This window comes from Serratia sp. H402Y (assembly GCF_051172415.1).
GTDB lineage: Bacteria > Pseudomonadota > Gammaproteobacteria > Enterobacterales > Enterobacteriaceae > Serratia > Serratia ureilytica.
Genome location: NZ_JBPIYZ010000001.1, coordinates 1,306,636 through 1,319,380, shown reverse-complemented (window position 1 = coordinate 1,319,380; position 12,745 = coordinate 1,306,636). Strand labels below are relative to the sequence as shown.

12 protein-coding genes are annotated in these 12,745 nt (G+C 62.1%); 7 read left to right on the top strand and 5 right to left on the bottom strand.

The window, feature by feature from the left end; genetic code table 11:
- Positions 1-6: 6 nt before the first annotated feature.
- Positions 7-816, bottom strand: coding sequence for a phosphonoacetaldehyde hydrolase (gene phnX / locus ACSBQS_RS06715; RefSeq protein WP_047576043.1), 810 nt, complete (start codon positions 814-816; stop codon positions 7-9).
- Positions 817-825: 9 nt separating this feature from the next.
- On the bottom strand, positions 826-1,929 hold the full coding sequence (gene phnW / locus ACSBQS_RS06710; protein WP_060660794.1) for a 2-aminoethylphosphonate--pyruvate transaminase: 1,104 nt from the start codon (positions 1,927-1,929) through the stop codon (positions 826-828).
- Between the two features lie 152 nt (positions 1,930-2,081).
- On the opposite strand from phnW, the gene phnR reads away from it, so the two are divergent.
- The 5 genes from phnR to ACSBQS_RS06685 all read left to right on the top strand — a co-directional run bounded on the left by phnR (position 2,082) and on the right by ACSBQS_RS06685 (position 6,793).
- Positions 2,082-2,801, top strand: coding sequence for a phosphonate utilization transcriptional regulator PhnR (gene phnR, locus ACSBQS_RS06705; RefSeq protein ID WP_047026219.1), 720 nt, complete (start codon positions 2,082-2,084; stop codon positions 2,799-2,801).
- A 177-nt stretch (positions 2,802-2,978) separates the two neighbouring features.
- A complete protein-coding gene (locus ACSBQS_RS06700; protein WP_033652475.1) occupies positions 2,979-3,989 on the top strand; it encodes a 2-aminoethylphosphonate ABC transporter substrate-binding protein in 1,011 nt (336 codons plus the stop codon).
- A gap of 2 nt (positions 3,990-3,991) precedes the next feature.
- Positions 3,992-5,122, top strand: a complete 1,131-nt coding sequence (gene phnT, locus ACSBQS_RS06695; RefSeq protein WP_405052965.1) for a 2-aminoethylphosphonate ABC transport system ATP-binding subunit PhnT — start codon at positions 3,992-3,994, stop codon at positions 5,120-5,122.
- Between the two features lies 1 nt (position 5,123).
- Positions 5,124-5,987 carry a 2-aminoethylphosphonate ABC transporter permease subunit gene (phnU, locus tag ACSBQS_RS06690; protein ID WP_197749774.1) on the top strand — a complete coding sequence of 288 codons (864 nt, stop codon included), beginning with the start codon at positions 5,124-5,126 and terminating at the stop codon, positions 5,985-5,987.
- Between the two features lie 2 nt (positions 5,988-5,989).
- Positions 5,990-6,793, top strand: coding sequence for an ABC transporter permease (locus ACSBQS_RS06685; RefSeq protein WP_434990029.1), 804 nt, complete (start codon positions 5,990-5,992; stop codon positions 6,791-6,793).
- A 45-nt stretch (positions 6,794-6,838) separates the two neighbouring features.
- On the opposite strand, the gene kdgR is transcribed toward ACSBQS_RS06685, so the two are convergent.
- Positions 6,839-7,630: a DNA-binding transcriptional regulator KdgR gene (gene kdgR / locus ACSBQS_RS06680; RefSeq protein ID WP_197666327.1), complete on the bottom strand. Its 792-nt coding sequence runs from the start codon at positions 7,628-7,630 to the stop codon at positions 6,839-6,841.
- A 230-nt stretch (positions 7,631-7,860) separates the two neighbouring features.
- Here kdgR and ACSBQS_RS06675 point away from each other — a divergent pair, with 230 nt between their 5' ends.
- Positions 7,861-9,255 carry an MFS transporter gene (locus tag ACSBQS_RS06675; protein WP_434990027.1) on the top strand — a complete coding sequence of 465 codons (1,395 nt, stop codon included), beginning with the start codon at positions 7,861-7,863 and terminating at the stop codon, positions 9,253-9,255.
- Positions 9,256-9,359: 104 nt separating this feature from the next.
- Here the strand turns inward: ACSBQS_RS06675 and ACSBQS_RS06670 are convergent, their stop codons facing one another.
- Together ACSBQS_RS06670 and htpX are read right to left on the bottom strand one after the other, a co-directional pair.
- A complete protein-coding gene (locus ACSBQS_RS06670; RefSeq protein ID WP_047576061.1) occupies positions 9,360-10,067 on the bottom strand; it encodes a hypothetical protein in 708 nt (235 codons plus the stop codon).
- Between the two features lie 338 nt (positions 10,068-10,405).
- Positions 10,406-11,284, bottom strand: coding sequence for a protease HtpX (htpX, locus tag ACSBQS_RS06665; protein ID WP_033652481.1), 879 nt, complete (start codon positions 11,282-11,284; stop codon positions 10,406-10,408).
- A 368-nt stretch (positions 11,285-11,652) separates the two neighbouring features.
- On the opposite strand from htpX, the gene ACSBQS_RS06660 reads away from it, so the two are divergent.
- Positions 11,653-12,744 carry an ABC transporter substrate-binding protein gene (locus ACSBQS_RS06660; RefSeq protein ID WP_046686943.1) on the top strand — a complete coding sequence of 364 codons (1,092 nt, stop codon included), beginning with the start codon at positions 11,653-11,655 and terminating at the stop codon, positions 12,742-12,744.
- The last annotated feature ends 1 nt before the right edge of the window (position 12,745 follow it).

Genomic DNA, 12,745 nt, shown 5'->3' with positions numbered 1-12,745 from the left:
CGGTCGTTACGGCCGCTCGCCGTTCGCCAGCCGCCGGTTGATATCGGCGATCACACCCGGCAATTGCGCCAGCGTGTCTATCACATAGTGCGCGCCCGCCGCGTACAGCTTATCGGCGGCGGCCGTGCGGCGGCGCTCGATCTCCCCTTGCGGCATTTGGCGATACTCCTGCCAGGTCGCGCCAAACTCGTTGCCGGACAGCGCCAGCCCGACGCTCCACATCCCGGCGTTCAGCCCTTCGGCAATGCCAGGCACCGCGTCATCCACCTTCACGCAATGCGCCACCGCATCGATGCCCAGCGCAATCACGTTTTGCAACGCCATCCACGGCCCCGGTCGCCCGCCGGCCGCGAGATCGTCGGTGGCGACCCAGTAATCCGGCGCGTAGCCGCGCTGCGCTGCGGCAGGCGCCAGCACCGCCATCACCGCGCGCGGATAACCGGAGCAGGAGCCGATTTTGATGCCCTGTTCACGCAGAGCGGCAATCACCTGCGGCACGCCCTCGATAGGATCGGCGAAGTCGACCACTTTGGCGATTTGCAGCGGCATAAACGCCTGATACAGCGCGTCGATATCCTGGTGGCTCATCGAGCGGCCCAGCTTCTGCCGCCAGCGCGCGTCAACCGCCGGCAACTTGCCCAGCGCCTCGATGTGTTGCCATTTGCCGAGCCCCATCGGAATGCGCGCTTCCGCCAGGCTGATGTCGATATCGAAAGTGCGTTTGAACGCCTCGACGAAAATCTGCGTCGGCGCAAAGGAGCCGAAGTCCACCGTGGTGCCGGCCCAGTCGAGGATCACTGCGTTGATCTGTTTCATGGTCAATCCTTATTGATTCCAGTACATCGCCTGCCCGACGGCCGCCAGCAATCGTTCGATATCCTGCGGATAAATTTCGCCGATGTTGCCGATGCGGAAGCAGTCGCTCTGCGACACTTTGCCGGGATAAATCACGAAGCCCTGCTGCTTCAGGCGCTGATAAAACTCGGCGAAGCGGTAAGTGTCGGCCTTCGGCGAATAGAACGCCGTGATGATCGGCGAATGCAGCGCATCGTCCAGCAGGGTCTCAAAGCCCAGTTCACGCATGCCCGCCACCAGCCGACGCTGATTGGCGTGATAGCGGTCGTGACGCGCGGCAATGCCGCCCTCTTGTTCCAGCTCTTTCAGCGCCTGCGCGAAGGCCAGTACGGTGTGAGTGGGCGACGTAAAGCGCCATTTGCCGGCCTGGTCTTCCATACAGCGCCACTGGGCATACAAATCCAGTGACAGCGAGCGCGAACGGCCGGCGCATTTCTCCAGTTCGCTGCGGCGGGCGATGACGAAAGCAAAGCCCGGCACGCCCTGAATGCATTTGTTGGCGGAGCTGATCAGAAAATCGATGCCCAGCGCGTCCACATCCAGCGGGATGCCGCCGAAGCTGCTCATCGCATCGACGATAAAGGTCTTGCCGTTGCGCGCCGCCAGACCGGCGACCTTCTGCAGCGGGTTGAGCATGCCGGTGGTGGTTTCACAGTGCACCATGGCGATATGGCTGATGCGCGCATCGCTTTTCAGCACCGCCTCCATCGCCGCCACGTCCGGTTCGTTCACCTCGCCGCAGTCGAACGCGTGGTGGTCGATATCCATCAGCCGCGCCATTTCGATCATCCGCGCCCCGTAAGCGCCGTTGTTGACGATCAGCAGCTTGTCGTGCGGGCCGATGGCCGTGCCCAGCACGCCCTCTACCGCAAAGCTGCCGCTGCCCTGCAACAGCACCGAGGTATAGCCGGCGGACGGCGTCGCCAGCGCCACTAACCGTTGGCGAATGCGCTGCACCACCCCGAGGTTGTAATCTTCATCCCAGGTGCAGCTGTCATACAGCATCGCCTCTTTCACCGTTTTCGACGTGGTCAACGGGCCGGGGGTCAACAGCAGGTAGTTACGGTCGGACATGTTATTCACCTATTGGTCTATACCAGATTGCGCTGATTGTGGCGGCAAATTCCTTCCCAGGTCAAACGGCAAAGCGCGGTGAAACAAAAAATTCATCTGGCTATGTATAATAAGCGGGCCGGAATGCCAGGCCGATGCCATAGCGAGATGAAATGAAAGAACATCCGGGCGATATGCCCCACTATCTGCAGATCAAGGATCAGCTTCAGGCGCGCATCACCCGCGGCGCGTTGCAGGCCGGCGACAAGCTGCCTTCGGAGCGCGAGCTGTGCGCCATCTTCTCCACCACCCGCGTCACCATCCGCGAGAGCCTGGCGCAGTTGGAAGCCACCGGCGCCATCTACCGCGCCGATCGTCGCGGCTGGTTCGTCACGCCGGAGCGGCTGTGGCTGGATCCGACGCAAAACACCAACTTCCACCGTCTCTGTCAGGAGCAAGGGCGCACGCCGCGCACCGCGCTGCTGTCCGGCGAAAAAACCACGGTGCCGCTCGACGTGATGCAGCCGCTGGCGCTCGAACCGTTCGATCAGGTGTATCTGCTGCGCCGGGTGCGCTATGCCGACGGCCGCGCCATCTGCTATTGCGAGAACCACTGCCTGCCGCAACGGGTGCCGGCACTGCTCAGCCACGATCTCAACGGCAGCCTGACCGAGGTTTATCAGCAGCATTACGATTTGATTTACAGCAACATGCACCTGTCGTTCTACCCGACCGCCCTGCCTTATCGCGCCGCCAACGCGCTGGGTGCCATGGTCGGCCTGCCCGCGTTGCTGCTGCGCCGCTTGAATTACGATCAGCACGGCCGCATTCTCGATTTCGATATCGAATACTGGCGCCACGACAGCCTGCGCATCGAAGTCGATACGCTTTAACCCCCTGCCCAACGGGGCCTGCGCACGCAGGCCCGCCTTTCTCTCCCGCGTCGTCCTCCCCGTTCCCGGCAATGATATTTTGCTGATTTCATTTGTTTGTCATATTCGCCGATTAGCGTGGCCGCATATCTGGTGTATACCAGTTTCGCATTAACCCGTAACAGTGAGGCTGAAGCTATGAAACTTTCTCGACTGGTCGTGATGACCGCCATCGCACTCGGCTCCGCGCCGCTCTGGGCCGCCGAGGCGGTGGTGACCGTCTACTCCGCCGATGGTCTGCACGACGGCGATCACAGCTGGTATCAAACGCAGTTCGACGCCTTCACCCAGGCGACCGGCGTCAAGGTGCAGTACGTCGAAGGCGGCTCCGGCGCCATCGTGGAACGCCTGTCGAAAGAGCGCAGCAACCCGCAGGCCGACGTGCTCGTGACGCTGCCGCCGTTCATTCAACGCGCGGCGGCGGAAAAACTGCTGCAGGACTTTACCCCGCAGGCTGCCGCGCAAATCGCCGATGCGCAGCCACAGTTCGTGCCGCTGGTGAACAACTACCTGAGCTTCATCTATAACGCCAAACTGCTGCCGCAGGCGCCCGCCAGCTACCAACAGCTGCTGGACGCGCAGTTCCGCAATAAGCTGCAGTACTCCACGCCGGGCCAGGCGGGCGACGGCACTGCGGTGATGCTGCAGGCGTTCCACAGCTTCGGCGGCAAAGACGCCGGTTTCGACTACCTCGGCAAGCTGCAAAGCAACAACGTCGGCCCTTCCGCCTCCACCGGCAAGCTGACCGCGCTGGTCAATAAAGGGGAGCTGCTGGTGGCCAACGGCGATCTGCAGATGAACCTGGCGCAGATGCGCAGCAACCCGAACGTGAAGGTGTTCTGGCCGGCCGGGCCGGACGGCAAGCGCAGCACGCTGGTGCTGCCTTACTACATCGGCCTGGTGCAAGGCGCGCCGCAAAGCGCCAACGGCAAAAAGCTGATCGATTTCCTGCTGAGCAAAGAGGCGCAGAGCAGCGTCAGCGCCATTTCCTACGGCATGCCGGTGCGTAAAGACGTGACCCCGACCGACGATAACTTCAGGCAGTCGCAGGCTGCGCTGCAGGGCGTGGATATCTGGGCGCCGGACTGGAATCAGGTGGTGAGCAGCCTGTCCGCCGACATTTCCCGCTGGCACAAGGTGACAGAATGACGCTGACCATGCCTTCTACCCTCTCCTCCCGCGCCGAGGCGCGGGATAACAGCCGGGATATCGCCGGGCCGTCGGGCATTCAGCTCGACCGCGTCAGCGTGTCGTACCGCGGCACCGAAGTGCTGAAACCCCTGACGCTCACCATCGCGCCCGGCGAAGTGCTGGCGCTGATCGGCCCCTCCGGCTCGGGCAAAACCACCGTACTGCGAGCGATTGCCGGTTTCGTGCAGCCGTCCGCCGGACGCATCGCCATCGGCGATATCGATGTCACCGACGTGCCGCCCTATGAACGCGGCCTGGGCATGGTGGTGCAGAACTATGCGCTGTTTCCGCATATGCGCGTCGAAGACAATGTGGCGTTCGGCCTGCGCGCCCAGGGCAAGCCGCGCGGCCTGACCGCCGAGCGCGTCGAAGAAGCGTTGGCCATCGTCGGCATGTCCGCCTACGCCAGGCGCTATCCCAGCCAGCTTTCCGGCGGCCAGCAACAGCGGGTGGCGATCGCCCGCGCCATTGCGGTGCGCCCCAAAGTGCTGTTGCTGGATGAACCGCTGTCGGCGCTGGACGCGCAAATCCGCCACAGCATGGTGGAAGAGATCGCCCGCCTGCACCGCGAGCTGCCGGATCTGACCATCCTGTACGTCACCCACGATCAGGGCGAAGCGCTGACGCTGGCGGACAAGATCGGCATCATGCGCGACGGCCACCTGATCGCCCACGGCGAAACCCGCGCGTTGTACCACCATCCGACGAACCGCTTCGCCGCCGAGTTTCTCGGCCGCGCCAACCTGCTGCCGGCCACCGCGCTGGAGACCACCACCGGGCAAGGCATGACCACCGTCAGCTGCGCCGGCAAAGTGATCGGCTGTTTCACCTACGGCGCACAACGCGGCTTCGACAAGCTGCTGTGCATCCGGCCGCAGCATATTGCGCTCGATGCCGACGCTCAGCGCAGCAACTGCCTTATCGGCACGCTGCGCGATATTCATTGGCAGGGTGAACTGACGCACCTGCAGTTCGACGCGCAAGGCCACCCGCTGCGCGTGGTCACCACCCATCGCAGCCGGATGCCGCAGATCGGCGAACGGGTGCCGCTCTATTTCGCCCCCGACGATGCGGTACTGATCGAGGACTGACATGACCGACTCTACGCTTACTCGCCCGGCCCAGCGGCTGCGTTTGCCGCGCCGCCTGTGGATCCTGTTGCCGCTGCTGGCGCTGGCGACGCTGTTTTTCTACCCGCTGGCGTTGATCGTCAAACAGGCATTTACCGACGACCAAGGGCTGTTCAGCGTCACCGCGCTGCAGCAGGCGTTTGAATCACGCCGCTTTGTCGGCGCCCTTCTCAACACGCTGCAGATCGCGCTGCTGGCGACGCTGGGCTGCCTGGTGCTCGGCACCCTGCTGTCGCTGTTGCTGGTGTTCACGCCGTTCCCCGGCAGCCGTCTGATCGCCCGGGTGATCGATACCTTTATCGCCATGCCGACCTTCCTCATCACGCTGGCCTTCACGTTCATCTACGGTTCCGCCGGCCTGCTGAACGGCACGCTGATGGCGACCTTTGGTTTCACCCTGCCGCCGGTGGATTTTCTTTACTCCATCTGGGGGGTGATCCTGGCGGAAATCACCGTGTTTACCCCGCTGGTGATGCGCCCGCTGATGGCGGCGCTGTCGCAGATCGACCGCAGCCAGCTCGAGGCCGCCAGCATCCTCGGCGCCCGGCCGGGACGGGTGGTGCGCCAGGTGATTTTACCGGCCGCGCTGCCGGCCTTGCTGGCCGGCGGCAGCCTGTGTTTGTTGTTGACCACCAATGAGTTCGGCATCGTGCTGTTTATCGGCGCCAAGGGCGTCACCACGCTGCCGATGATGGTCTACGCCAAAGCGATTTTGGAATCGGACTACGCCGTCGCCTGCGCGATCGCCGTCGTGAATATCGCGCTGTCGCTCGGGCTGTTCTCCCTTTACCGCTACGCCGCGGCGCGCGCCGGGCTGAGGAACTGACGATGTTGATTTGGTCTCGCACCGGACGCACCCTGACCTGCACACTGGCGGTCACGCTGTTCGCCCTGTTCTTCTGCCTGCCGCTGGCGGTGATCCTGATGTCCAGCTTCAGTGAACAGTGGAGCGGCGTGCTGCCGAGCGGCTTCACCCTCAGCCACTTCCGCCAGGCGTTCAGCGGCGCCTCCTGGGACGCGCTGATCGCCAGTCTGGCTATCGGTTTCAGCGCCAGCCTGTTCGCGTTGTTGTGCGGCACCTGGGCGGCGTTGGCGCTGCGCCACGTGCCTGAACGCGGCCGACGGCTGCTGGGCACGCTGTTTTTCATTCCCAGCGCGGTGCCTTCGGTCTCTATCGGTTTGGGGATGCTGGTGGCGTTCAGCCAGGGGCCGCTGCAGATGAACGGCACCTTCCTGATCGTGCCCGCCGCCCACTTCGTGCTGATTTCCGCCTTTACCTTCGGCAACGTCATGGCCGGGCTGACCCGGCTGCCTGACGACTACGAGAACGTCGCCGCCAGCCTGGGCGCTTCGCCGCTGTTTCGCCTGCGCCACGTCACCCTGCCGATGATCGCCCCCTACATGATCTCCGCCTTCGCGCTCAGCCTGTCGCTGTCGATGGGGGAGCTGGGCGCGACCATGATGATCTACCCGCCGAGCTGGGCGACGCTGCCGGTTACCATTTTTAGTCTGACCGATCGCGGCAGCATCGCCAATGGCGCAACGCTGACCATGATCCTGGTGGCGGCCACGCTGGTGCTGATGTTGGTGCTGGAGCGGATTTCTCAGCGGTTGACGCCCGGCGCGAAATAACAGCAAGGCGCCGTCATGACGGCGCCTTGCTCATCGAAACGCAGGTCAGAACGGGTAGTCGTGATAGCCCTGCTGTTCGGAAATGCGTCGGGCGGCGACGTGCAGCAACGCCACATACTCCTCCCGCGCCGCTTCGGAAAAGCGCAGCGTCGGGAAAGAGATGCTCAGCCCGGCGATCGCCACCCCGAACCTGTCAAAGACCGGTACCGCGATGCAGCGGATCCCCGCTTCTTGCTCTTCGGCATCTTCGCCATATCCCTGCGCACGCACCCGATCCAGCACCGGCAACAGTTCGGCGGCGCTGGTCAGGGTATGCTCGGTGCTGCGGGTAAATTCAATCTGCGACAGGATCTGCGCCACCTCATCCCGCTCGCGCCAGGCCAGCAGCACCTTGCCGATGGCGGTGCTGTGCAGCGGGTTGCGGCGGCCGATGCGCGAATACATGCGCAGGTTGTACATCGCGTCGATCTTATGGATGTAGACGATGCCATCCTCGTCCAGGGCGCCGAGGTGGATGGTTTCACGGGTATGATTCGACAGCTCGCGCATCTGCACGTCGGCGCTGCGGATCAGATCGACGTTCTGCAACGATTTGGCGCCCAGTTCGAACAGCTTGAGCGTCAGCGCATACTTTTCCGTCTCGCCCTTCTGTGAAACGTAACCCAGCGCTTTCATGGTCTGCAGAAACCGGTAGACGGTGCTTTTAGACATCATCACCCGCTGGGACAGTTCGGTAATGCCTATCTCGCGCTCATCGCCGAGCGCCTGCAAAATGCCGAACACTTTCATCACGGATGAGACAGCATCCGGTTGCTTGTCTGAATCTGCGTTAGCCATGGCGAATACCCTACTTAACGGTTTTGTTTCAGGAAATTTAAACAAGGGTTTCAGTATAATCGGAACAGATCGCGATGCGCAACGCAGCTGAAGGCTAAGCGATTGAAGCCAAATGAATAACCGCCTGCCGCTCACCGCCGTTTACAATTAAGCGGACAAGGGGCATGCAATCGCAGGCGAATATGATTAGCATGATAATACTCTCCTGAATAAATACCGCTGAGACCTGCATGCGTCCTTGTTCCGACGGCCTCCCCGTCCCGCAACGCTATGGGGCGATCCTCGCCATCGCCCTCGGCATTACCGTATCCGTGCTCGACGGCGCGATAGCCAACGTGGCGCTGCCCACCATCGCGCGCGATCTCAACGCCAGTCCGGCCAGTTCCATCTGGGTGGTTAACGCCTATCAACTGGCGATCACCGTCTCTTTGCTGTCGCTGGCGTCGCTCGGCGATCTGGTCGGCTATCGCCGCATCTATCAGGCTGGATTGCTGGTGTTCAGCATCACCTCACTGTTCTGCGCCCTGTCCGACTCGCTGCTCACCCTGACCATCGCCCGCGTGCTGCAGGGCTTTGGCGCCGCCGCCATCATGAGCGTCAACACCGCGCTGATCCGCATCATCTACCCGCAGCGTTTTCTCGGCCGCGGCATGGGCATCAACTCGCTGATCGTCGCCTGCTCCTCGGCGGCCGGGCCGACGGTGGCGGCCGCTATCCTGTCGGTCGCGTCCTGGCAATGGCTGTTCGCCATCAACCTGCCGATCGGCATCGTCGCGCTGCTGCTGGGGATGAAATTCCTGCCGGCCAACGGCCAAAAAAGCGATAACCGCCGTTTCGATCCCACCAGCGCCGTGCTGAATGCGCTGACCTTCGGCCTGCTGATCACCGCCATCAGCGGCTTCGCCCAGGGCCAGAGCCTGACGCTGATCTTCAGCGAGATCGCCGCGCTGCTGGCGATTGGCGCGCTGTTCGTGCGCCGCCAGCTGCGCCAGGAATTTCCGTTGCTGCCGGTCGATCTGCTGCGCATTCCGATCTTCGCCCTGTCGATGGGCACCTCAATCTGCTCGTTTGCCGCGCAAATGCTGGCGATGGTGTCGCTGCCGTTCTTCTTGCAAAGCGCATTGGGCCGCGACGAGGTGGCGACCGGGCTGCTGCTGACGCCGTGGCCGCTGGCGATCGTGGTGATGGCCCCGATCGCCGGCCGGTTGGTGGAACGCGTGCATGCCGGCCTGCTGGGCTGCATCGGGCTGGCGGTGTTCGCGCTCGGGCTGTTCTCGCTGGCGCTGCTGCCCGCGGCGCCGTCGAATATGGACATCATCTGGCGCATGGTGCTGTGCGGCGCCGGTTTCGGCCTGTTCCAGTCGCCCAACAACCACACCATCATCTCCGCCGCACCGCGCAACCGCAGCGGCGGCGCCAGCGGCATGCTGGGCACTGCCCGTCTGCTGGGACAAACCTCGGGAGCCGCCCTGGTGGCGCTGATGTTCAACCTGTTCCCAGCCTCCGGCACCCACGCTTCACTGATCCTGGCTGGGGTGTTCGCCACCCTGGCGGCGGCCATCAGCAGCCTGCGCATCACTCAACCGACGACGCAAACGGCGCAGCCCAGCCGCGAGGTGAAATAGCGCACATAAAAGAGCCGAGCCCTCATCGATTGTAAAACCGACGGGACCAGCACTGGCGGCCGGGCCGCGTCGGGTGCGGTGCCGGGAGCATGGCAGGCCAGGCGTCAGTCGCCGCACCTCAACGGGCTGCGGCCTTGTCGTAAACAGGCTAAATAGGCGTCGTCATCCGGATACCAGCCAACAAGGCGTTGGCCGTCGTTATCCATCCCCTCGAAGGCCTTGAGCAGGCCGGGGGCGAACATGCGCTTTATCAGATCTTCGGACTGCGCGCTGTCGATGCGGCAGTCGCAGCGCGTTTCTCCGTCAACCTGAACGAAGTTCTGCAACGAAGCGAGACATCGCGCGTCGAGATCGCCATGAACATGGATAAACTCCCCCGTTTCTACCAGGGTGAGCGCGGTCAGGTCTCCCCCCACCACGAACGCGCCGTCGTTTCCTGAGCTGCAATAGGCATGGCGTATGCGGACATCGTCACGCACGACCAGCCCGCCCCAGCAAATCAGCGTATCCGCCTGCAGCCGCCCCAGCACGACAATGCCGCCGTCCTCTCGCTGCGGTGACACCGCCAGGCATCCCTCCACGATCACATCGCCGTCCACGATCAGGTAATCGTAATCGTGGCCGTCGTGCTCATCGGGGAAAAACGCCGGCTGGCGCAGATCGCCTGAATGCCAGCGAATAACCGGCGGCTCATCATCGTCATCATGCCGATTCAACAATTCCGCAACCGCATCGGCGACACCGCCAGCCAATGCGGCCAGGCGCGCCGACACCTCATCACCGTTGAGTAAGGGAAGGTGGTTGATTTTCATAGGGCCTCAGGGACAAATGTCATTGTGCCAAAGCATATAACATGCGCTTCCAAAGCCAAACAGGCGGTCGTGACCGGGCCCGATGCGGCTTGCCCTCTCACCGGGTGATCTGGCACCGCGCCTGCCCAGGCTGAGAGGCCGAAAGACGCGGTTTGCAGGTGGGCTTCAGCGACTTCGGGCGCTGCTGCACGGCATTAACGCCCGCAAACTTCGCTGAAGCGCTCATCCCATTCATTGCCGAATTTCATTGCTGAATCCGTCGCCGCCGCCGAAATAGCGGTTCAGGAATGCCATAAAAAAACCCCGGCAAGCCGGGGTTTTTCATTTCATTCAGCCGATTACTTCAGGTACTGACCGGTGCGCAGCGCTTCGATGCGCTTGTCGAGCGGCGGGTGCGACATGAACAGCTCGCTGAACGACTTGGATTTGCCGTTGATGCAGAACGCCATCATGCTGCCCGCTTCCTGCGGTTCATAGCTGGTTTTCAGACGCTGCAAGGCGGCGATCATCTTCTCGCGGCCCACCAGTTTGGCGGAACCGGCGTCGGCATAGAATTCGCGGTGACGCGAGAACCACATGGTGATGATGCTCGCCAGGATGCCGAACACCAGTTCCAGCACCATCGACACGGCGAAGTAAATCATCGGGTTGCCGTTGCCTTCCCCTTCACCGTCGCGGTTGCCCAGGAAGCCGGCGGCAACCTGTGCGATCAGGCGCGAAATGAAGATGACGAAGGTGTTCACGATCCCCTGGATCAGGGTCATGGTCACCATATCGCCGTTGGCGACGTGGCTGATTTCGTGCGCGATAACCGCTTCCGCTTCGTCGCGGCTCATGCTCTGCAGCAGGCCGGTGCTGACGGCGACCAGCGAAGCGTCGCGCCGTGCGCCGGTGGCGAAGGCGTTGATGTCCGGCGCGTGGTAGATAGCGACCTGCGGCATGGCGATGCCCGCCTGCTGCGATTGACGGCGCACCGTTTCCAGCAGCCAGTTTTCGGTTTCGTTACGCGGCTGTTCAATCACTTCCCCGCCCACGGAGCGCAGCGCCATCCATTTGGACATCAGCAACGACACGAAAGCGCCGCCGAAGCCGAACAGACCGGCCATGATCATCAGGCCCTGAACGCTACTGGATTGGATTCCTGTCAGGCTGAGCACCAGCCCGAAAACCAACATCACCGCCAGGTTGGTGAGCAGGAACAGAGCTATACGCATCATAAAATGTTTACTTCCTCATAAATGTTAACAAAACACTGTCCAGATACCCTGGATCGTATGGGCATTCGTCACAGTTTCAAGAGTTGCGCGCCATTAACCTACTAAAAATACGAAACTTTACAAAAACGACGCGCGACCGGGATTTGGCAAATTGTAAACGATTGTTGCGCAAGGCGGAGGGATTTTGCAGAAAAATTTCTTTGCCCGCACGCCATGACAACGAGAACCGTTATCCTCACGCTTTATAGGCCAATATCCGCTCAGCGCGTTTCATCATGCCCCGCCTGATTCAGCGGCGACGAAAGTTTGAATCTCGCGATTAATTGTTACATTATAACATCACAATTAATCGTAAAGGGATGTCAATCATGTTATCGCGTATCGTCTGGATGCTGGCGACGTGGCTGCTTTTCTGCCAGGTCGCGCACGCTGAAATTCACCTCACCGACGTTGAAGGACGCCAGGTTACCCTGGCCGCCCCCGCACAGCGCGCCTATATCGGCTTTTACTACGAAGATTTTCTGGCGGTGAACGGCCCGGAGAGTTATCAACAGGTCGTCGCCTTCTCCAAAAGCGACTGGGCGTTGCGCGCCAGCCAATGGACGCGCTATCAGGCGGCGCTGCCACGGCTCGCTCAACTGGTCGATGTCGGTTCGCTCTATAACCAGAGCTTCGATTTTGAACGCCTGCTGACCACGCGGCCAGACCTGCTGATCCTGGCGAAGTGGCAGCTCGACGGCTTCGCCAACTACCTGCCGGTGCTGCAACAGCTCAACATTCCTTACATCGTCGTCGACTTCAATCAGGGCGTTGAAGTCAAGCTCGCCAGCATCCGGTTAATGGGCCAGGCGATGGGCCACGCCGAGCGAGCGGAACGGCTGGCCGACGAATATCGCCAAAGTCTCGAGGATACCCGGCGGCGCATCCGCCAGGCGCAGCTGCCGCCGCCGGTCACCTACATTGAGCTGGGGGACAAGGGCCCCGGCGAGTACGGCAGCAGCTATGGCGCATCGATCTGGGGGCCGCTGCTGCAGCTGGCCGGCGCCGACAATATCGCCGCCGGCGTCGTCGGCAGCCCTTCCCCCTTGCGCGCCGACTATGTCCTGACCCAACGGCCCGAGGTGATTTTTCTCGCCGGTGGCGACTGGGAAAACATGCCGAACGCCGTGCCGATGGGCTACGGCACGCAGGCAGCCCCCCTACAGACGCGCCTGACGCAATACGCCCGGCGGGCGGGATGGCCGCAACTGCCGGCGGTAAAAAATCAGCGTCTTTATGCGCTTTACCATGGCGGCGCACGCACGATTTACGATTTTATCTTTGTCCAGTATCTGGCGAAAGCGCTCTATCCCGCCGCGTTTGCCGATGTTGATCCCGCGCGCAATCTGGCGCAGTTCTACCATCAATATTTGCCGATAGAGGCGGACGGCGTCTTCTTGCAACGCTGGCAAGGAGAATAAC